This is a genomic window from Bradyrhizobium sp. ISRA464 (assembly GCF_029910095.1).
Taxonomy (GTDB): domain Bacteria; phylum Pseudomonadota; class Alphaproteobacteria; order Rhizobiales; family Xanthobacteraceae; genus Bradyrhizobium.
The window spans coordinates 5,942,273-5,960,132 of the sequence record NZ_CP094526.1; the positions used below are offsets into that span (position 1 = coordinate 5,942,273).

21 protein-coding genes and 3 pseudogenes are annotated in these 17,860 nt (G+C 60.0%); 13 read left to right on the plus strand and 11 right to left on the minus strand.

Annotated elements, in window-relative coordinates; genetic code table 11:
- Positions 1-19 precede the first annotated feature (19 nt).
- Together MTX19_RS27825 and MTX19_RS27830 are read left to right on the plus strand one after the other, a co-directional pair.
- Positions 20-457 (plus strand): hypothetical protein, encoded by a 438-nt coding sequence (locus MTX19_RS27825; protein WP_280980246.1) that lies wholly within the window; start codon positions 20-22, stop codon positions 455-457.
- Between the two features lie 2 nt (positions 458-459).
- On the plus strand, positions 460-930 hold the full coding sequence (locus MTX19_RS27830; protein WP_348638209.1) for a hypothetical protein: 471 nt from the start codon (positions 460-462) through the stop codon (positions 928-930).
- A 441-nt stretch (positions 931-1,371) separates the two neighbouring features.
- Here the strand turns inward: MTX19_RS27830 and MTX19_RS27835 are convergent, their stop codons facing one another.
- The gene (locus MTX19_RS27835; protein WP_280980248.1) at positions 1,372-1,614 is read right to left on the minus strand and encodes a hypothetical protein; all 243 of its coding nucleotides are present in this window, start codon (positions 1,612-1,614) and stop codon (positions 1,372-1,374) included.
- Positions 1,615-1,964: 350 nt separating this feature from the next.
- Between MTX19_RS27835 and MTX19_RS27840 the strand changes: the two genes are divergently transcribed.
- The 3 genes from MTX19_RS27840 (at position 1,965) to MTX19_RS27850 (ending at position 3,792) form a co-directional block, all read left to right on the plus strand.
- Positions 1,965-2,147 carry a hypothetical protein gene (locus tag MTX19_RS27840; RefSeq protein WP_057855957.1) on the plus strand — a complete coding sequence of 61 codons (183 nt, stop codon included), beginning with the start codon at positions 1,965-1,967 and terminating at the stop codon, positions 2,145-2,147.
- Positions 2,148-2,569: 422 nt separating this feature from the next.
- The gene (locus MTX19_RS27845; protein WP_280980249.1) at positions 2,570-2,971 is read left to right on the plus strand and encodes a transposase; all 402 of its coding nucleotides are present in this window, start codon (positions 2,570-2,572) and stop codon (positions 2,969-2,971) included.
- A 623-nt stretch (positions 2,972-3,594) separates the two neighbouring features.
- A complete protein-coding gene (locus MTX19_RS27850) occupies positions 3,595-3,792 on the plus strand; it encodes a hypothetical protein (protein WP_280980250.1) in 198 nt (65 codons plus the stop codon).
- A 558-nt stretch (positions 3,793-4,350) separates the two neighbouring features.
- Here the strand turns inward: MTX19_RS27850 and MTX19_RS27855 are convergent.
- Both MTX19_RS27855 and bfr read right to left on the minus strand, forming a co-directional pair.
- Complete coding sequence (locus tag MTX19_RS27855; RefSeq protein ID WP_280980251.1) at positions 4,351-4,623, minus strand: hypothetical protein; 273 nt, start codon at positions 4,621-4,623, stop codon at positions 4,351-4,353.
- Positions 4,613-5,095 carry a bacterioferritin gene (gene bfr, locus MTX19_RS27860; protein WP_280980252.1) on the minus strand — a complete coding sequence of 161 codons (483 nt, stop codon included), beginning with the start codon at positions 5,093-5,095 and terminating at the stop codon, positions 4,613-4,615. Before bfr ends, MTX19_RS27855 begins: the two co-directional genes overlap by 11 nt.
- Before the next feature lie 197 nt (positions 5,096-5,292).
- On the opposite strand from bfr, the gene MTX19_RS27865 reads away from it, so the two are divergent.
- From MTX19_RS27865 to MTX19_RS27880, 4 genes are all read left to right on the plus strand, one after another.
- On the plus strand, positions 5,293-5,661 hold the full coding sequence (locus tag MTX19_RS27865) for a VOC family protein (protein ID WP_280980253.1): 369 nt from the start codon (positions 5,293-5,295) through the stop codon (positions 5,659-5,661).
- A gap of 82 nt (positions 5,662-5,743) precedes the next feature.
- Positions 5,744-6,496: a cupin domain-containing protein gene (locus MTX19_RS27870; protein WP_280980254.1), complete on the plus strand. Its 753-nt coding sequence runs from the start codon at positions 5,744-5,746 to the stop codon at positions 6,494-6,496.
- A 27-nt stretch (positions 6,497-6,523) separates the two neighbouring features.
- Positions 6,524-6,778 carry a hypothetical protein gene (locus MTX19_RS27875; protein ID WP_280985008.1) on the plus strand — a complete coding sequence of 85 codons (255 nt, stop codon included), beginning with the start codon at positions 6,524-6,526 and terminating at the stop codon, positions 6,776-6,778.
- Positions 6,682-7,017: a hypothetical protein gene (locus MTX19_RS27880; protein ID WP_280984896.1), complete on the plus strand. Its 336-nt coding sequence runs from the start codon at positions 6,682-6,684 to the stop codon at positions 7,015-7,017. The genes MTX19_RS27875 and MTX19_RS27880 overlap by 97 nt, the downstream gene beginning before the upstream one ends.
- 52 nt (positions 7,018-7,069) lie before the next feature.
- Here MTX19_RS27880 and MTX19_RS27885 read toward each other — a convergent pair.
- The 5 genes and pseudogenes from MTX19_RS27885 to MTX19_RS27905 all read right to left on the minus strand — a co-directional run.
- A pseudogene (locus MTX19_RS27885) lies at positions 7,070-7,322 on the minus strand (ABC transporter ATP-binding protein); the annotation flags it as partial.
- Positions 7,323-7,406: 84 nt separating this feature from the next.
- Positions 7,407-8,420 carry a 2-dehydropantoate 2-reductase gene (locus MTX19_RS27890; protein WP_280986143.1) on the minus strand — a complete coding sequence of 338 codons (1,014 nt, stop codon included), beginning with the start codon at positions 8,418-8,420 and terminating at the stop codon, positions 7,407-7,409.
- A 75-nt stretch (positions 8,421-8,495) separates the two neighbouring features.
- Positions 8,496-9,239 (minus strand): annotated as a pseudogene (locus tag MTX19_RS27895) (fumarylacetoacetate hydrolase family protein); the annotation flags it as partial.
- A gap of 184 nt (positions 9,240-9,423) precedes the next feature.
- Positions 9,424-9,585 (minus strand): hypothetical protein, encoded by a 162-nt coding sequence (locus tag MTX19_RS27900; RefSeq protein ID WP_280980255.1) that lies wholly within the window; start codon positions 9,583-9,585, stop codon positions 9,424-9,426.
- 589 nt (positions 9,586-10,174) lie between these two features.
- Positions 10,175-11,104: a glutamate cyclase domain-containing protein gene (locus tag MTX19_RS27905; RefSeq protein ID WP_280980256.1), complete on the minus strand. Its 930-nt coding sequence runs from the start codon at positions 11,102-11,104 to the stop codon at positions 10,175-10,177.
- A 540-nt stretch (positions 11,105-11,644) separates the two neighbouring features.
- Here MTX19_RS27905 and MTX19_RS27910 point away from each other — a divergent pair.
- Positions 11,645-11,976 (plus strand): annotated as a pseudogene (locus tag MTX19_RS27910) (response regulator).
- Positions 11,977-11,997: 21 nt separating this feature from the next.
- On the opposite strand, the gene MTX19_RS27915 reads toward MTX19_RS27910, so the two are convergent.
- Positions 11,998-12,132 carry a hypothetical protein gene (locus tag MTX19_RS27915; protein ID WP_280980257.1) on the minus strand — a complete coding sequence of 45 codons (135 nt, stop codon included), beginning with the start codon at positions 12,130-12,132 and terminating at the stop codon, positions 11,998-12,000.
- A 687-nt stretch (positions 12,133-12,819) separates the two neighbouring features.
- On the opposite strand from MTX19_RS27915, the gene MTX19_RS27925 reads away from it, so the two are divergent.
- Entirely contained in the window at positions 12,820-13,206 is a 387-nt protein-coding gene (locus tag MTX19_RS27925) for a hypothetical protein (RefSeq protein WP_280980258.1), read from the plus strand.
- A gap of 146 nt (positions 13,207-13,352) precedes the next feature.
- On the opposite strand, the gene MTX19_RS27930 is transcribed toward MTX19_RS27925, so the two are convergent.
- Positions 13,353-13,721 (minus strand): VOC family protein, encoded by a 369-nt coding sequence (locus MTX19_RS27930; protein WP_280985566.1) that lies wholly within the window; start codon positions 13,719-13,721, stop codon positions 13,353-13,355.
- A gap of 362 nt (positions 13,722-14,083) precedes the next feature.
- Between MTX19_RS27930 and MTX19_RS27935 the strand changes: the two genes are divergently transcribed.
- On the plus strand, positions 14,084-15,310 hold the full coding sequence (locus tag MTX19_RS27935; RefSeq protein ID WP_280985567.1) for a lactonase family protein: 1,227 nt from the start codon (positions 14,084-14,086) through the stop codon (positions 15,308-15,310).
- A gap of 152 nt (positions 15,311-15,462) precedes the next feature.
- Here MTX19_RS27935 and MTX19_RS27940 read toward each other — a convergent pair whose 3' ends face one another.
- The gene (locus tag MTX19_RS27940; RefSeq protein ID WP_280985568.1) at positions 15,463-16,404 is read right to left on the minus strand and encodes a LysR family transcriptional regulator; all 942 of its coding nucleotides are present in this window, start codon (positions 16,402-16,404) and stop codon (positions 15,463-15,465) included.
- Between the two features lie 145 nt (positions 16,405-16,549).
- Between MTX19_RS27940 and MTX19_RS27945 the strand changes: the two genes are divergently transcribed.
- On the plus strand, positions 16,550-17,527 hold the full coding sequence (locus MTX19_RS27945) for a tripartite tricarboxylate transporter substrate binding protein (protein WP_280980263.1): 978 nt from the start codon (positions 16,550-16,552) through the stop codon (positions 17,525-17,527).
- The last annotated feature ends 333 nt before the right edge of the window (positions 17,528-17,860 follow it).

Genomic DNA, 17,860 nt, shown 5'->3' on the forward strand with positions numbered 1-17,860 from the left:
CGGGATGGAACGGCAAGCCATGCGCGTCGCGGAGAGCAACGAGGCCGCGTGCGATCCGTGGGATAACCAGGCAGCCGAGGCGCTGGTCTCGCTCGAGACCATCGCACCGCTCCGCTATCGCAGCCGCTTCGGCGACGGCAATCTCAACGGTCGTTCTTATGGCGGCCAGATCCTCGGGCAGGCGATGATGGCCGCGACGCTCAGCGCGCCCGAGGATCGCCCGGCCGCCATGCTGCAGCTCTTGTTCCTGCGCGGCGCCGATCCCGGCCGGCGCATCACCTTTGACCCGGAGGTCCTGCAGGTCGGCAAGCATTCTCCTCCCGCCATGTCGTCGGCAGCCAGGACGGCGGACGAACCATGCTCAGCGCGCAGGCCACGTTCTGCGCGCCACAGCCGGGCCCGCGGCACGCAGTATCGTTTGCGCCGCCGGAGGATCCCAAAAGCCTGCCCGATCTGACCATGATCCCCGACGCGCTGATGGCGCAGTTGCGGCCGCTCGGTCCCTACTCCCCGCAGATCAAGCCCAGCATGGATTTTCGAATTCCCGAGATCGAACATCAGCTCTCGGCCGCGACCGCAGGACCTTGCCTGCGCTTCTGGATCAGATGCCGGCAGCCACTCGCCGCCGGTTCGCGCGCCCAGGCCGCGGTGTTTGCCTATCTCTCGGATTGGTGGCTCAACTTCTCCAGCGTCGGCGGCCATCTCCGCGATCTGCAGTCACGGACGCCGCTCTATCTGTCGAGCCTCAACCACTGCATCTGGTTTCACCGAGCATTCTCACCGGATGCGTGGATGCATGTCGCAACCGAAAGTCCCTCCTCCAATGGCGGCCGCGGCTTGTCGGTCGCCCATGTCCACGATCGCGACGGGACAATGCTTGCGACCTCGATCCAGGAAACTCTGATGGTTCATCCCGACGCCAGAGCATGATGCTTTTATACGGAAACGTAACCTGAGTTTTTGAAGTAGTTGGTGCACTCCTCCTTGGAGAAGAGATCGAGGAGTTCACCGGCCTTTCGCCAGGTTGTCTCCACACGAGGCTCTGCAGCTCGCATGATCAAGGTGTGGTTTCCCGGGATGCCACCATGAACAAATCCTAGCGGCTTCTCTCCCAGCGGATTCCGGCGCGAGAAGCACGGCTGGAAGCCGACGCGGTAGCCTGCCAGGCATGGAATGCGCGCATGCTGGCGTTCTCCAGGGGCACGGGCGCGTGGCCAGTCTTGCTCGCTATGTAGAATGGGCACGGCCCCAGCCTTGGAGGAACTGGGGCCGTGGGGGGCATCGTGGTGTCTGGGTTTGGGGGACTTCGACACCTCGCGTGGAATGGAATTGAGAACCCGCCCGGTCGCCCTGGTCAATAACTCAAACGGGTCACCTCGTTCGGTGCAGACCGTGCAAGGTCTCGCCGGCGAGAAACTCTTGTGCGACCTGACGCTTGAACTCCAGGCTGTGAATGCGGTGCTTGAGGCCGTGCGCGCCATTGGTGATCGAGGGCGTGTTGCGCGCTACGATCGGCACGATCTCGCCGAAGCCCAGCGTCACGATGGCCAGATAATCCCCCTTGAGCCTCAGCGTCGGCGCGCCGAACAATACTCCGAAGAAGGCAGTGACCACACCGTATATCGTGACACGCTATCCGAAGGCTTCAGCCACTTCGTCACCTCCATAGCTGCTCCGGTTGCTTCCGGCTGGAGCGTTTGCCGGGTGGGACTTGCACCCACTGGAAAGCGCCGCCTTATCACGGCGCACGCCAACAGCGGTCATTCCGCAACCGCGTAGATGAGTGCTGCCCTCACCAGGAAGCGAGGCGGCGCATCGGGTGGAGCGGGTACAAACGCCGCAAGCCATTTGAAGCGCCTCGCCTTTACGTTTTCGGTACACAGGCTTGACCTTGACGCCCGCGCGTCGCAGGTTTCGGGGCGCCGCGCGCGGCTCGTGCGCCCAACAAGCAGAATCGATCTTTCATGGCATTCGTGCAGTTCACGCAACCGGACGATCAGCCCATCGTCATCAACACGGATAGGATCGTGACCGCCACACCACTGCCCGACGGACAAGGCACGCGCATCACCTTCAACAACGGTGGCCATCAGGACGTGAAGCAACTCATCGCTGACGTGCTGCGGCAGTTGAACATAAGCGCGTAGGCTCAGGACATCGCCGCCTGGGCGAACCATTCCGCCGATCAAGTGAGATCGTGCACTTTCTTGAGGGCTGCCCAATGTCGCAGATGGGTCATTGAACAAGCAAAACGGCCTCAGTGCGCGCACATCTGAGGCCGTTTGGGACCTCCCGCCGGGGGTGGGCAAAATGTCGACCGGTCGGTGGCTTGGCTTTCGGAGATAGGATCGCCGATTGCTGAGGACCAAGACCAGCCCAGGTGAATGGGTCCGTCCCAATCTGAAATATTTAGCGTCCTGATCGCCCCGCGGATGGCGCGCTGGCCCTGTTTTGACCCTTGAGTCGCTCTGTAACCACTAATTCGTAAGCCCCCGGCGAGGGCCGTCTTCCCGGATTGTGTTCGAGCGTGAGATGGTTTGCTCATTGATTTGCAAACAAATGAGCAAACGTGACGACGGTTACGGTTCTGTCCGGTCCAGAGCGGCGACGGCGGTGGACGACTGCCGAGAAGCTTCGGATCGTGGAGGAGAGTCTGGCGCCTGGGGCCAGTGTTGTCGAGGTTGCTCGACGACATGATGTCCACCGCAATCTGGTCACGGCCTGGCGGCGGCAGGCACGCACAGGCGTCCTCGCTTTCGAACCTGGGCCGATGCAGCGGCAAGCTGACGAGGTCGGTTTTGCGGCGGTCTCCATTTCGCCAGACCGGCAACCGTTGACCTCGCCCTCCGGGACCTGCGGCGCGATCGAGATTGAGTTCGCGGCCGGGGCTCGGATGCGGATCACGGGCGCGGTTGACGCGACGACGCTGAAGGCAGTTGTCGCGGCGCTGACGGAAGGGCGGTCACGATGATCCCATTGCCGGCCGGCGTGCGGGTATGGCTCGCGACCGGCTATACCGACATGCGGAAGGGCTTTCCGTCGCTGATCGGACCGTCGCCCCACGCGATTATCCCGCGGCCCTCACCGGACGGTTACACTAATTCGGCAACCGAACACGAATTAACTGGCTATTTGGTTCGATCGGGATCCATATAGCTCCATCGCCGCCGCATCACGGGCATCCACCGGTGACAGAGAGTGTTGCGCTCCCGCCTATTCGAGGGGAGGCATCATATGCCCCAATCTCAACGCATGTCGTCCGCCATTCCGCCGGTTGCATTTGGGCGCCCCGCCTGTCCGAAGTGCAAGGCCGAGATGATGCTTACCAGCATCGAGCCAGCACGCCCAGGCGTCGACTTGCATACGTTTGAATGTGCTGTCTGCAATCACGTAGTTACGGCCCTGGCCGCGTATGAAGATCCTATGAAGTCCAAGGCTCTTGGACGCTGGCTTCAAGGCGATTTGCACTCGCCGAAGTAGTTAAGTGTAAACACAAAAGGGCAAATTAGGTCTCGAGCTCCCGGGAAACTCCGATGCGACTTTCGACCCACCGACAAAAAATTGCGTAGTAAGCAAACGCAAAAGGAGGAGGAAATGAGGGATTACACATACGAACGTCAGGTGCCCACCGCGGCCTTGCGTAAGGCACGAAAAGCCTTCAAGGAGGCCGACGTCAAGGTAGCGATGACCGAGTATGAACGCACTCAAAAGGCGTTCCATGCAAACTACGAGCGGTTAAAGGCGGAGCGATTGGCTCGCGACGCCGAAGCAGCGCGGAAGCTCAAAACCTGATCGGAGGCTTTCGGTCAAATCTGAGTAGCTCCTCGAACCTGCTAGGCTGAAATATCTTGCGGTACTCGTCGGTGATCTGCACCTGCCATCCGGCCCTAACTAGAGTGCGAGCTTTCGCAACCGCCAGCATTGGACTGACATGGCTCGCAACGACGGTTTCCCGTCCTCCTTCCTCGCATGAATGCTGAACGTCATCGCATCCTCAAAAGAGAAAGGCCGGCGGGCGTTACGCCGCTCTGCGGGACTATTAGCTACAACCACTGATGGCCCGGCACCGCCTGGTCATACGTTGGTCGGTATCTGCCCCTCAGCGAAAGCCAGCATAGATGCGTGCGCTCGACACCCCGTCCCTCCCACCACTGGGTGTGACAGTCACACTGTCCTTTACGACAGCTAGGTCACTGCAAGCGTCGATCCGGTGTCACGACCGAAATGACCAATGTCTCAATTGGGTCACAAGCGCCGGTCAGGGGTAGGCGGGACTTCGTCCGGTGCACCCCTGACAACCGACGTGCCAACGGCTTACGCGCTCTTCGGTTCGGGGCCAAAGGCAGAATCTCATTCGATCACGTCGTCGGCGCGGGCGGGGCTTGTCGGTGAGAGCTCAATCACCACCGTTTTGGCGATGTGGAGATTAATCCTGAGATAAAATTTGGTGGGTCGCTCGAAAGGCAACTCGGCTGGCTTCGCACCCTCCAGAATGCGATCAACTTGTGAGATCAAGTGCGTAGCGTCCATGAGATCGGGCCCAAACGACATAAAGGCGGTCATTGGCGACCCAGTCGGGCGAAGAAAAAATCGCAGGTTCGACCTCAACACCTCAGTCTTCACCAAGTTCTCCGATATGATGTTGGGCATAGAGCTCGGGGCCGATCTTCGTGACGAGATCGATCTGAATTTCCAGAAAGTCGATGTGCTCTTCCTCATCGTGCATCAGTGTCTCAAACAGCCCTCGTGTCACGTAATCTTTGACCAAATGGCAATAGGTCGCGGCTTCAGCGTAGAGGGAGTGCGCTGACAATTCGGCCTTTAAGTCGCTATCGAGCACCGCCTTCACGGTTTTCCCGATATGAAGCGACTCCAGCGTCTGCATATTGGGAAATCCATCGAGGAAGATGATGCGTTCGATGAGCTTGTCAGCGTGCTGCATCTCTTCAATGGATTCCTTGCGCCATGTCTTGGCGAGCGCCTTGTAGCCCCAATTGTCGAGCAGACGGTAGTGCAGCCAGTACTGGTTCACCGCGGTGAGCTCGTGGCGCAGCGCTTTGTTGAGGTATTCGATAACGTTCTTATCGCCCTTCATGCTCTGCTCCTTTCGCGGGGTGCCACTTGGGGGTGATTTATCCACGACCTAGCTTACCACAAGCGGCAGGCTCAAAAGTCGCGAAAGCGGACGCGGCCACCTCACACTGGCTCGCCGTTCAGCCGGGGTCCTGCTTTTCGCAGGGAGAAGTATCGACTACAAATGGCGCAGCGAAATAAAACAGAAGAGTTCTGTCCATGATCGAGGGGATCAGCGCGGTCACACTGGGCATCCACGAAATGCCACGGGCAGTCCGATTCTACCGCGCGCTCGGGTTTGAGGTCCTGCATGGCGGCGAAGAGTCGTCATTCACCAGCTTTCGGACGGGGACAGGCTATCTCAACCTCATCGCCCAGCCTGCCGAGCGGCGCTGGTCCTGGTGGGGCCGGGTAATCTTCTATGTTACCGATGTCGATGAAATCTACGCAAAAGCCCTGGCGATGGGCCTCAAGCCATCGACCGCGCCCCGCGATGCCGAATGGGGCGAACGCTTCTTTCATCTCATTGATCCGGACGGTCATGAATTGAGTTTCGCGCGGCCTTTGCTTCCGGTTTCCGTCCAATAGCAGATCGAAGCGGCCGGCCATTCCAAGAGGCGCCTGGAGGGCGTATGGTGCTTCGATTTTCCGCTGACCCTGGGAGGCAATTATGCAGTTCAGGACAACGGGGCTGTTGCTGCTCGGCGCGTTGGCGCTTCCCGCCTCCGGGACCGCACAAACCACCCCGGCTCCACCGGCAATTACACGAACAGTGGTCGCCGCAACCAGACTGCCAACCGTCACCGACGTGCCGCTCTATTTCAAAGCGGTGAGCGTCACCCTTCAACCGGACGAGATGACCGGCATCTCGGCGGCCAATGGCATCCTCTACCAGATGTCAGGTTCGACCCAGGTCGCTCTCGATGGCTGGGCTAAAAGGCTCAACGCTGGAGAGGGGCTGTTCATCGCCGGCGGAAAGAACGCGGCGCTGAGGGGAGGCGCCAACGGGCCATCTACTTTCCTCCATTTCTTGCTTGCTCCCGCCGGTGACCTGGATCGGCCTGCCGAGACGACATCTGCCCCTGCGAGAGAATTATATCGCTCTGTGAATCCGATCCCCGACCTGAAGCCAGGCGCTTACGATCTCAATCTCACGCGAGTCACGTTTCCGGCAGGGATGCCCTCCAACCCGCCACACCATCGGTCAGGGGCCGCTCTATACATCATCCTGTCCGGCACCGGCGCCAACACGGTCGGCGGCAAGACAGAAGCAAGGGGACCGGGTTCCTTGATCTTCGAACCGTACGGCCTCGTGCACCAATGGGGAAGCCCCGGCCCCGAGCCGCTGATTTTCCTGGCCTTCAATATCAATCCGGAAGGCGTGGCAGCAGTGCTTCCAGGCGCACCAGCAAAGAATCAATAGCGACTTTGCTCGGGAAAGTTGGCGGGCTTGCTGAAACAGAAAGGCCACCATCCTGACATCTGCTTCGGCTGGAGCTATGCTACTGTCTCTCTGAACACCGAGAAAATCGGAGGATGGCAACGAACGGTCGCACCGTCCCCGTGTTCGGCGGAACCGGCTTTCTCGGCCGCCGCATCGTTCGGCATCTGCGCTCTCGCGGATTTCCCGTTCGGGTCGCGTCAAGGCATCCAGATCAGGGGCACAGATTGTCTGGTCGTGATGATCCGCAACTTCAATCCGTAGGGACCAACATTCACGACGAGCGGTCAGTCGCGGACGCGCTTGCCGGCGCCTACGGCGTTGTAGATGCGGTTAGCCTTTACGTCGAACACAGCCAGGAGACCTTTCAGCTAATCCGCGCATCGCACGCCGATGTTAGCTGGCTGCAACAAACCCTCGATCGGGACAGTCAAAGACTGGGAGTGCGCATCAGCTTTACATCGGACGGGCGGCTCACGCTTTCTTGGGCACCGGCTTCTTGATCGACCCCAATCACGTCATCATCTAAACGGGCCAGCGTTTGCGCCGCTTGCTTCACTTCGCGGAATGATTTTCCGCTTGTCCTCGGCAACGCCAAGATATAATTCCTTCACATCCTCATTTGCGGCGCGCCTCGCCATCCGTCACGACGCGTCCATTCTCGAGAATATATCCGTGGCTGGCGTATTTGAGCGCCATGTTGGTGTTCTGCTCGGCGAGAAGCTTCCTTGACGTTGAGATCCTTCACGATCTCGAAGATCTCTTCGACGATCTACGGCGCGAGCCCCATCGAAGGCTCGTCGAGCATTCTTCGGGCATCGTTCGTGATTCAAAAGCAAATGAGCGGACGACTCGATGCCGCAACAGGATCGCTCCCCTTGCGTTATCGTTCTCAAGCCGCTTTGACTTCCGACCTATCGAGCTTGACGCCACCGCCCTCGATCAGCATGACCCTGTTCAGCAGTTTCACGAGTGCATAGACGGCTTCGATCGCAGGTGCGGGGGTCTTCGTGAGCTTCGCCATCTCGAGAATCGAACCGATCAAAGCCTCGGTTTCAAGGGAGCGGCCGGCTTCGACATCCTGCAGCATCGACGTCTTGTGCGCGCCGACCGCTTCAGCACCGGCGATGCGCTTGTCGATGGTGACGCGGAAGGTGACGCCGAGCTTTTGCGCGATGTCCTGGGCTTCCTTCATCATGGCCGCCGCGAGTTCGCGCGTCTCCGCGAACTGGCAAATGTCCACCAGCGTAGCATGGGTTAGCGCCGAGATCGGGTTGAACGAGAGATTGCCCCACGCCTTGAGCCAGATCTCCGAACGGATATCCGTTAATACCAGTGATTTCAGTCCGGCCTTGATGAAGACATCGTGCAATTCCTTGACGCGCTCAGTCTCCTTGCCGTCGAGTTCGCCGATCGGGAAGCGGTCGCCTTCGACGTGGTGGATGACGCCCGGCGCCGTTGCTGCCGCCGCGGGATAAACCACGCAGCCGATGATGCGGTTCGGATCGATATTCTTGGTGAGGATGCCGGAGGGATCGAGGCTCTCCAGCCGGCGATTGTCGTACTGGCCGCCGAGCCTTTGGAAGTACCACCATGGCAGGCCGTTCTGCACGGTCAGCACCACGGTGTCCGGACCCAGCAGTGAGTCGATATCCCGTACCACCTTATCGAGGAAGTGCGCCTTCACCGCCAGCACGACGATATCCTGCTTGCCGGCCTCGGCCGGCTTGTTGGCGGCTTTCATTCTGGCGATGTGAACCTTGCCGTCATGCCATTCCAGCTTCAACCCGTTCTTCTGAATCGCGGCGAGGTGCGCACCCTGGTCGATCACGGTGACGTCCTCGCCTGCGAGAGCAAACCTGGCCGCCAGCAGGCCACCGATGGCGCCTGCGCCAACCACGCAAATCCTCTTCTGTCTGGGTGGGGCGCCTAACAGGTACGGGCTTGGCAATACCTGATCGAAAACGCTGCTGAGGCTGCCAACGCCATCGATGACAATGTCGACGACGTTATGGGCATCACCCATGGTACCGGCACCAAGCGAAGTGCCGCAGGCAATGATATCGCCGGGCATCAGCGTCACGTCTTTGGAAATCGCGGCGACAAGCTTATGGGGTGGGAAGAACATGTCGGCGACCGGGTAGTTCTGCCGCTCCTTGCCGTTAAGGATCGTTTTGACCGACAGTTTCATCGGATCGACATCGGTCGCAATCACCGGCCCGAATACGCCAAAGGTGTCAAAACTCTTCGCGCGCGCCCATTGTTCGAACGATTTATCCTTGCGCAGCAGATCGACGGCGGTGACATCATTCACGCAGGTATAGCCAAAGATATAGTCGCGGGCTTCAGCTTCGCTGATGTTGAAACATTTTTTGCCAATGACGACGCCAAGCTCGCCCTCGTAGATGATCCTTCCAGCGTAGGTTGCCGGACGTTGGATTGGACAGCCCGCGGGCCAATAAGCGTTCGGAGCCTTCAGGAACCAGAGCGGCTCTTTCGGCTGCTGGAAATCGTTCTTCGCCGCGAGCTGATGGAAATTGTTCCACAAGCAGATCATCTTCGAAGGCTGGCACGGGATCGACAGCCGGACATCGGACAGCTTCAGCGTCTCGCGAGTCGGCTTCGCAGCTGCGAACATGTCACCGCTGTGTACCGTAATCATTTCGCCTTCGATCGTGCCGAATCCCGTTTTCCCACCGTTCTCAAAGCGAATCCAATGAGCCATCGAACGTCTCCTCTATTTTTTGCGTCGCAAGATAGATTCATGATTTGCGCCTGAGCGCGTCACTTCGGTCCTTCCGAAACAGCCAGAGGAAAGTCGGCGCGTAGCACGCCGACCACCGCGGCATCAATCACGAGAATAGCAACACCGGTCGCAAGGGGAACATTCTAGTTTCCGGCGAGATCGATCAGCCAGCCGAAGCCACCGGTGAGGTGACGCCCGCAATCGCGACGCCCATGATGATATGGACGCTGCCCAATCCAGCATATTCCTTTGAGATGTCCATGGGCACCGCATACATCGGCGCGATCGTGCGCTCGAGGAAGACGGGGCGTTGAAAGGCGGTCATCCTCTACCACCTGTTCGACGGGCCGCAAGCAATCAGCAGCGCTGTTTTTGCGGCTTTAGGAAACTCGGTTTTCAAGGTCTGCGAGGTTGGCTCGGCCGCGGTGCAACCGTAGGAACTATTCTGGGTGCTCAGATCGAGCCGGCCGACGAGCGGTTGCCTTTGTCGGATCTGTTCAAGGCCACGGAAGTCCTGGCTCTCACCCTGCTTGATCAATTGGGCCAGGAAGCCGTCGCGTGAAGGTCACTTCAAGCTCAAACCGCTCAGAGCAGCGCCGAACCTAATTGTGGCGCTGGTCTGGCAGATGAGGCAGGAGATCCAGCGCCTTCGGCATCTGCCTGACCGCTTCTGCCGTCGCCGAGCGCTCGTCTCAGCCACCGCAAGCACCGGCTTGCGTCAGTGCCGCTGTCATATTCGTCGATCGTCTGTTTCATCATCTGACCTCGCGCTGAAGCGCCTGACGGGCACAGGCACGCGATGCCGGGCCTGTTACGGAATGGCCGCGCTCGGTTGGGCTAAGGAGGCGGTCATTGAGGTCAAGACATTCCAGACCAGGATAGCGATCCTGCCGCCACGATGCTACGTTAGGTGATCAACTCGGCTGCGACGCCACGACGGCGGAGATCTCTTCAAGAAGCGCCGCGTGCTGTTTCCAGGGTATGCGGTCGACACTCATCTGCGGTCGCCCGGGATGCTCGGCCCGGCTGTCATCAACCGCCTGCCCGGTCTCCACCGCCGCCGACAGGAACAGCTGATCCATATCACGATTGAAATAGTGTAGAAGAGCGTCCCGCAACGCCGGCTTGGTGCAGGCCATTGCAGCAAGGAGCCCATAAGCTCCCCAGTTCGATACGCCGGCGACGATGAGCGCATCAACCGGGGTCGTTGCTGCGATCACCTCGCCGTTGGGAATTCCGCGTTCGATGATTTCCTTGGGCAGGGATCCCATCCCGATTTCATTGCCGCCGTCCCCGATACCGATCGTGTGCCAGCGACGCTTCGCGGCGGGGTCGCTAAAGAGAAGATGGAGCGGTGCCGTTTCGCGCGACATATCCCATCCGTGCTCCCGATGAGGCTTTCCATCCGAACCCGGAGAAGCCCGCTCAATTGCGATCAAGTGAGTGATCGGCCGATCGCCTGTTTCGAGATACTGTCGTAGGCGAAGAACCGAACTCTCCGTCGTCGACACGATCTCAAGATTCACGGGCGCCGGCAGCGCATCGACTACGGCCCACACCGCCTTTGCGCACGGTGCATCGGTAATGACCGTTACCGGGATCCCCACATTTGCGAGGCCCGCGGCCAGATGGGCCATCCCCACAAGCCCATCCGTTTCTGGAGAAGGCGGCTCCGCGTGCCGGATATAGAAACCGGTGACGATGCCAACGTGCGCGTTGGGCGTGTTCATGATAACCTCTGCGGCGCGGGCGAGATTGCCTTTTGCCCACTCGGTCATCTGGCTGATGTCGCGTTTGACTCTGCGCCCGATGATTGCCTCGATCCGGGCTACGGCCTCATTCACTGTCTCCACCTCGACTTGCAGCGTATCCAGGGATAGTTCGTCAGGTTCGTGTTGGCTTCTGGGGATGGAATAGCTCTTCGACGGACTGTTTCGGGTCCTTGATGCAAGAGCGGTCCTTGCGATCGTTCTTCTGGGCCTCGAGCTTCTGCAGAAAACGGAAACGCGGCGATCGGGTCGCGTGCCCCGATCGCCCGTGCTTGGTCATGCCGAAACCCTTTTGGCCCCCATGCGTCATTTGATCACCAACGAAAGCCGTGCAGCTCATCTCTTGCACCCGGGAGCTGCCACCGGAGGCCAAAGCTTCATGCGGTTCGCCGAGAATAGCCCTGATCGTCAGGAGGCGCGAGGCTGGGACAGTCGGTTTGTGCGGCGCACCGAGACGCGCAAAGCTACTCCCGGATCAGAGGCACGAAGCGGACGGGCGCTATGATCGTAGTTGTGGTCGTTCCGTCGGCGTGTTTTGCCAACACCGTAAGCTCCTGGACCACGACATTGGGCCAAGCATCGATCTTCTTGGTTGAGGACGAAGCCCTCATCCGAATGATGATTGCCAGATGGTGGAGGAGCTTGGGCATCGGGTCGTCGCTGAGGCGGGCAGCGTCCGCGATGCGGAACCGCTTGCTCAGACCTCCGCATTCGATTTGGCTATTCTCGACGTCAATGTAGGCGGCCAGGAGATCAATCCGGTGGCCGAGGCCATTGCTCGCCGAGGACTGCCGTTCCTGTTCGTGAGCGGATACAGCGCGACCGTGTTGCCCGCCCAATTCTCGGGGGTGCCACTCCTCCGGAAGCCATTCCTTATCGAGCAACTGAACGACGCGATCAACGCTCTCCTCGATCGACGCGGCGCGGTTGTTTTGAAGTCCGATTAAGCTCGGCAACCTTCGGCAAATTCAAATCCCAAACGAGTGCCGGATTTGTCGCAGCATCGCCATGGTGGCGTCGGTGTACCGACCATGGGTAAGATACTGATCGACCTGCGATGCACCAAGCAGCGCGAGGGCTGCAATTGCGAAGCCTTTGAGCATGGGCCTCTCCTTCGGAAAGACCGCCAACCGGGCTGGTCGGGTTCAAAACAATTTCGGATTCGCTGCCGCTGATCGCGACCTGCCTGCAATGGATGGGGATGCTGGCACCAATTGGTAGCCAACCGATAAATGGCGACCGTCGATTGGCCCGAGAAGGGGTCGCCACGAGACGCGGCCAGGTTTCCTTGTCGATCGCGCACCTAGACTAGAACATTTATGGGGTCATAAAACGCGGTATGGCCATGACTGAAACGGAGCAAGAACGGTTAAGCGTGTTCATTTTGATCATGAATGCCGAGCCACTCTCTTGGCAGTCGATGGCACGTGGCGGCGCGACTGCATCCTCATCGACATTTCCGAAACGGGAGCAAGGCTCAGCATAGAAGGCTCGCCATCGTGCTCCGAGCCCGACAGTTCTTCTTGTTGCTTTCCTCGACCGGGCTGGCGTTCCGGCGTTGCGAGCTGGTTCGGCTCGAGGGGGCGGAAGTGGGCGTCCACTTTGTGACTCAAGGGGCTGTTCGCGCACCATCCGCACACCCAGCTCCAGCTTCAGACCATTAAGCTGCAATGGAATTGCTCTGCGCACGAACCATCGCCGCCTTCGACGCAGAATCGCTGCTTCCGTGTGTGGCCAGGGAAGCGCTCTTTCGTGACCGACATGGTTTTCTTCTCTACCTGACTAAGGAGGTGTCGTCGGCTCAGCAAAAGCGCGCTTACGTCATCGCCGATAATCGCCTGACGGACGCCAGCGATTGGGACGACGAGATGCTGCGGCTCGAATTGGCCGACCTCGTCGAGGGCGGTTTCGAGATCGCGCTGACCGGCATAACCGAGGACGAGCTATCGAAGCTATCGGTCGGGGTCGGCGAGTTGGAGCAGATGCCCGAATTGCCGGACGGCGATCGGTCGCCGTTCCGCGACATGACCTTCATCCTGTACGGCGATCAATGGGGCATCGTCGAACGCGCCATCGCCAGGGCGACCGCGCCGCGCGAGGCGAGCAATCCCAATCGATCGCCGCAAGGCAATGCGCTCGCCGCGATTTGCGCCGAATATCTAGGGCGCGTCGCATAATCGAGTTTGATTGGTGCGGCTTACGCGATGTCCGCTATGCCCCGATACCGACCAAATACCGGAGCGCAGCGAAATGGTGCGATGGGCCAGGACCTGACTCACGCAATTTCTCGAACACCTCATCGCTTCAGCGGAGGGGTTGAAGCTCACTGCGGTACGGTCATGAGTTCGAGCACATGGCCATCAGGGTCGCGAAAATAGACGCCGCGGCCGCCGTTCCAGTCGTTGAGCTTACCGTCGTCGAAGCTCCACGGTGCGCTGCCATAGGCGAGCTTCGCCTCGCGAATGCGGCCGAAGATGGCATCGAACTCGGCATCACTGACGTGGAAGGCGTAGTGGTGGCTCTCGAACTCTTCATCGTCGTCGAAAAGGAGCGTGAGCGTGTCGTTGATGCGTACCGGCGCGAAATGGCCGCCTTTCGGATCGGCATGGAGGCCAAAAATGCTCGCAAAAAATTGCGCCGCTGCCCTCTTGTCGCGGGCAGGGACGATGGTGTGGTTGAGGGTGATGGTCATCGGAAGACCTCTCGCTACCGACTGCCGCAGACATATCGGCATGCTCAAGACAAACCATAGATAGGTCTTGCAGGTTGTGGCGTGAAGGCTTCACCGGACAGTGGGATGCCATCACGACTAAAGACTGGATTGGGTCGCAAGCGCCGTTCGGAAGATCGTCCGGCTGGTTCCGCTTTGTCCCCGAAAACAAACGTCGGGCTCGTGACACGCCTTCCGGGCACACAATCTTGCTGGCATAATTGGCTGGTCGCCCGAGATAGGCCCTTTTTGATGCTTCGGCGCGACTGCACAAGTCGGCGTGCGAAATCCGACATTGGGCCCCAAAACCGACTAGCGCGATCTCAAAGCGAGGTAGGTGGAAAATGGCCAAAGCATCACCTGCTGCAGACAAGCGCATCAACAGGCGTGTCATATTGAAGGCTGGAACGGCTCTTGCCGCGGCAGGCCCGGCGCTATTGCGAGGAGGACATGCCGAAGCGCAGCTCCGAGCCGACCGCGCAAGGGCGCTGTTCGCCTATGTCGGCGCCTTCACCACCCCGGAACGCAAAGGGCATGGTGGCGGCATCAACGTCTATCGGGTGGACCCGACCTCGGGCGCCTGGACTCACGAACAGCTCCTTGAGATCGTCAATCCCTCCTTCCTGACGCTCGACTGGACGCAGCGCTTTCTTTATGCGGTGCATGCCGACCTCGAAGAAGTCAGTGCGCACGCGATCGACAAGCAAAACGGGCGCATAACGGCGCTTAACCGGCAGTCCTGTGGTGGAAAGAACCCGGTACACCTGTCGATTGATCCAACGGGCCGCTGGATCGTCACCGCCAATTACGGCGCCGGCTCGGTCGGCGTGGTGCCGGTTGAGAAGGACGGAAGTTTGGGACCGCGCAGCGATCTGGTGAACCTGCCCGGCGAACCAGGTCCGGATCGCAAACAACAGGCCAGCTCGCATCCACACGACGTTGTTTTTGATCCAAGCGGCCGGTTCATCGCCGTGCCCGACAAGGGGCTTGACCGGATCTTTGTCTTTCGCCTCGACGCGACGAGTGGAAAACTCACGCCGGCCGACCCACCCCTCGTCGCCACGCGCGCTGGCGCCGGCCCCAGGCACATTGCGTTTCATCCGCAGATGCCATTTGCGTATGTTATCAACGAACTCAGTTCGAGCGTCGCCACCTACCGCTTCGATCCGCAGCGGGGCGCTCTGCAGCCGATCCAGATCCTGCCTTCGCTCCCGGCGAGCTACACCGGCAACAACACCGGCGCCGAGATCGTCGTCGCGCCAGCCGGCCGCGTCGTGTACGCATCGAACCGCGGACACGACAGCATCGCGATTTTTGCAGTCGATCAAAGTAATGGGACCCTGACACCAGTGGGCTGGGCGCTGACCCACGCGAAGTCCCCCCGCTTTTTTTGCCTCGATCCGACAGCCGAAATCCTCTATGCGGCCAACGCCGATGAGGGCTTCAGCATTGAGCAGAACACCGACACGATCGTGGCGTTCAGCATCAACCAAGCGAACGGGATGCTGACGCCGACTGGTCAGGTCATCAAGACCAGCAGCCCGTGCACGATCGTCTTCGCCGGCGCGTAGACCTGCGGCTCTCGCACCCGAGCGTGCCGCCCAAAGTCGGTTGAGGGTCAAAATGCGAAGAACTCAGAGTGAGCAAATTTAGTCAGCTATGCCCGAATAAGTGGACAACGGGGCGTCACTTCGCTGATGGGCCAATCACGGTCATCACGGAATCACAATCTTTTCGCCAGCGGCCTCGCAACTTCGCGAGCCGCTTCGATAAACAGCCGCGCAACAGGCGTCAGCGTACGATTCTTCAGCACGACGATTCCGTTCGGGAAGCGGGCCGGCGGCAGTTCAACGGGCAGGACCTTGAGTTCTGGCCGCTTGACCGGAAACCTCAACGTTGAAACTGTAAAGATCGTCAGAAAGCGCCCGGTGGCCACGAGATTCATCCGCGCCAGGGGAGAATCGGCGACAACGACCGTGCGGGGGTAGTCGAGACCGGCGGCGCGGAAGCTTTCCTGCGCGATCGATATGACTCCGGTCCCTCGCGGCGGCAGCACCCATGGTTCATTGATCAGTTCAGCGAGCGCGATCCTACGGCGCCGCACCCAGGGGCTTTCCGCACCGGCAGCAATCACACACGTGTCGTCGAAAAGGGACTCGAAGTCCACCGGTTCGCCGTCAATTGCACCGAATCGTCGCGCGATCAGGAGATCGAGGTCACGCGCGCGAAGCTTCTCGAGAAGGGTCTCATTAAATCCGCTCACGAGGCGAACCGTCATACGCGGATAGCGCTGAGAGAGTCGATCGATCACCGCGGAGGTGAAGCTCGCGGCCAGCGCTGTGTTGGATCCGATCCGGACTTCTCCCGCCGTCGGGTCGGCAAGAAACTCGATGTTCTTCACTGTCTGGCGCAGTTCGTCGAAAACGATCGTCCCGCCATCGAGCAGCGCGCGCCCATATTCGGTCGGCTCAATTCCCTGCCGGTGACGGTCGAGCAGACGCACGCCGAGCGCACGCTCCAGATCCCCGATCGCTTTCGAGATATTCGGCTGGGACGTATTCAGGTGACGCGCGGCCTTCCCCATGCTGCCGGCTTGCACGACGGCCATGAGGACATGCACGTCCTGCAGCCTGATCCGCTTGCCAATGCGATCGCTCATCTGCATGGACGACCCTCATATGAGAACATATATGCCAACATCGAATAATACTATTATTCATTGATGCCTGGATCAACTATCGTAACATCAGGCACGGAATAAGCCTGCGAACCATGGACCTTCGCACCGCAAAGCCGACATGGAGGACGCGATGACACCTCACCGTCGCCAATTCCTGCAACTCGCCGCCGGCGCGATCGCGCTCCCAGCCGGCTCGCGCTTGGCTCTGGCGCAAACCTACCCGTCGCGGCCGATCGACCTTCTCGTCGGCTTCACGGCTGGCGGACCGACCGACGTCACGGCCCGCCTCATCGGTCAGTGGCTGTCAGAACGGCTTGGCCAACCCTTCATCATCGAAAATCGTCCGGGGGCCGGCAGCAATCTCGCAGCCGCGGCGGTCGCGCGGGCGCCTGCGGACGGCTATACCTTGCTCGTGGTCACGTCGAGTAACGCCATCAATGCGACCCTCTACGACAATCTCGAGTTCAATTTCATGCGTGACATCGCGCCGGTCGCAGGCATCATGCGCGCGCCCTTCACGCTGGTGGTCAATCCATCAGTACCAGTGAAGACTCTCACTGAGTTCATCGCGTACGCCAAAGCCAATCCGGGCAAGATCAATATGGCAATCACCGGCATCGGGACCGGGTCGCACATTTCGGGCGAGCTCTTCAACATGATGGCCGGGGTCACTTTGGTGCCGATCCCGTATCGTGGCGGCGGACCTGCGCTGGCCGATCTGCTCGCTGGACAGGTGCAGGTGATGTTCGAGGGCATTGCCTCGGTTATCGGCCACATCAGGGCCGGAAGGCTGCGTGCGCTTGCGGTCACGTCCGCCATGCGCTCGGCCGCGCTGCCTGACCTTCCCAGCGTGGGCGAATTCGTGCCGGGCTACGAGGTGACCGCCTGGTTCGGCATCGGAGCGCCGAAGAATACGCCGGCCGAAATCGTCGCAATGCTCAATCGCGAGATCAATGCCGGCCTCGCCGATCGCGCGGTGCAGGAGCGCCTTGCGAGCCTGGGCGGGGCGCCGATACCTATGACTCCGCTCGAGTTCGGGACGTTAATCGCGGATGAGACCGCGAAATGGGCCAAGGTGATCCGCACAGCGAACATCAAGCCCATATAGATCGTGTCGCGCGCCCGCGTCCTCGGCCGATGAACAGGAAGCGCGCCATTCCAATATTGTCCGAGACTGTCGGCTCTCTCGCATCTGCGCTCGTGCTCATTGCGACGGCCAGGAAGCAGAAGGTGTCAAATGGGCCCCGCCTGCGGGTCGATGCCTGGAAGAGGGACGGGTTCCTGAGCACTGCCACGAGCAGTGCTGCCCCTTGAACTAATGGCTCGCATTGACGAGGACGACTTTGGGCCAATACCGGCGGTTGAGGGCTGGTCGTGACAATTCCGGTCCAGTCTTGACAGCCGACACGCAGACGAACGCTGGCACTCGTCGGTATGGCAC

Bases quoted from the DNA above. Each gene is read 5' to 3' on its own strand.
- MTX19_RS27870 (WP_280980254.1), top strand. From the start codon at position 5,744: ATGCAGTTCAGGACAACGGGGCTGTTGCTGCTCGGCGCGTTGGCGCTT.
- MTX19_RS27915 (WP_280980257.1), bottom strand. From the start codon at position 12,132: ATGCTCAAAGGCTTCGCAATTGCAGCCCTCGCGCTGCTTGGTGCATCG.
- MTX19_RS27825 (WP_280980246.1), top strand. From the start codon at position 20: ATGCGCGTCGCGGAGAGCAACGAGGCCGCGTGCGATCCGTGGGATAAC.
- MTX19_RS27840 (WP_057855957.1), top strand. From the start codon at position 1,965: ATGGCATTCGTGCAGTTCACGCAACCGGACGATCAGCCCATCGTCATC.
- MTX19_RS27945 (WP_280980263.1), top strand. From the start codon at position 16,550: ATGACACCTCACCGTCGCCAATTCCTGCAACTCGCCGCCGGCGCGATC.
- MTX19_RS27900 (WP_280980255.1), bottom strand. From the start codon at position 9,585: ATGACCGCCTTTCAACGCCCCGTCTTCCTCGAGCGCACGATCGCGCCG.
- MTX19_RS27850 (WP_280980250.1), top strand. From the start codon at position 3,595: ATGAGGGATTACACATACGAACGTCAGGTGCCCACCGCGGCCTTGCGT.
- MTX19_RS27940 (WP_280985568.1), bottom strand. From the start codon at position 16,404: ATGCAGATGAGCGATCGCATTGGCAAGCGGATCAGGCTGCAGGACGTG.
- bfr (WP_280980252.1), bottom strand. From the start codon at position 5,095: ATGAAGGGCGATAAGAACGTTATCGAATACCTCAACAAAGCGCTGCGC.
- MTX19_RS27865 (WP_280980253.1), top strand. From the start codon at position 5,293: ATGATCGAGGGGATCAGCGCGGTCACACTGGGCATCCACGAAATGCCA.
- MTX19_RS27930 (WP_280985566.1), bottom strand. From the start codon at position 13,721: ATGACCATCACCCTCAACCACACCATCGTCCCTGCCCGCGACAAGAGG.
- MTX19_RS27830 (WP_348638209.1), top strand. From the start codon at position 460: ATGATCCCCGACGCGCTGATGGCGCAGTTGCGGCCGCTCGGTCCCTAC.
- MTX19_RS27935 (WP_280985567.1), top strand. From the start codon at position 14,084: ATGGCCAAAGCATCACCTGCTGCAGACAAGCGCATCAACAGGCGTGTC.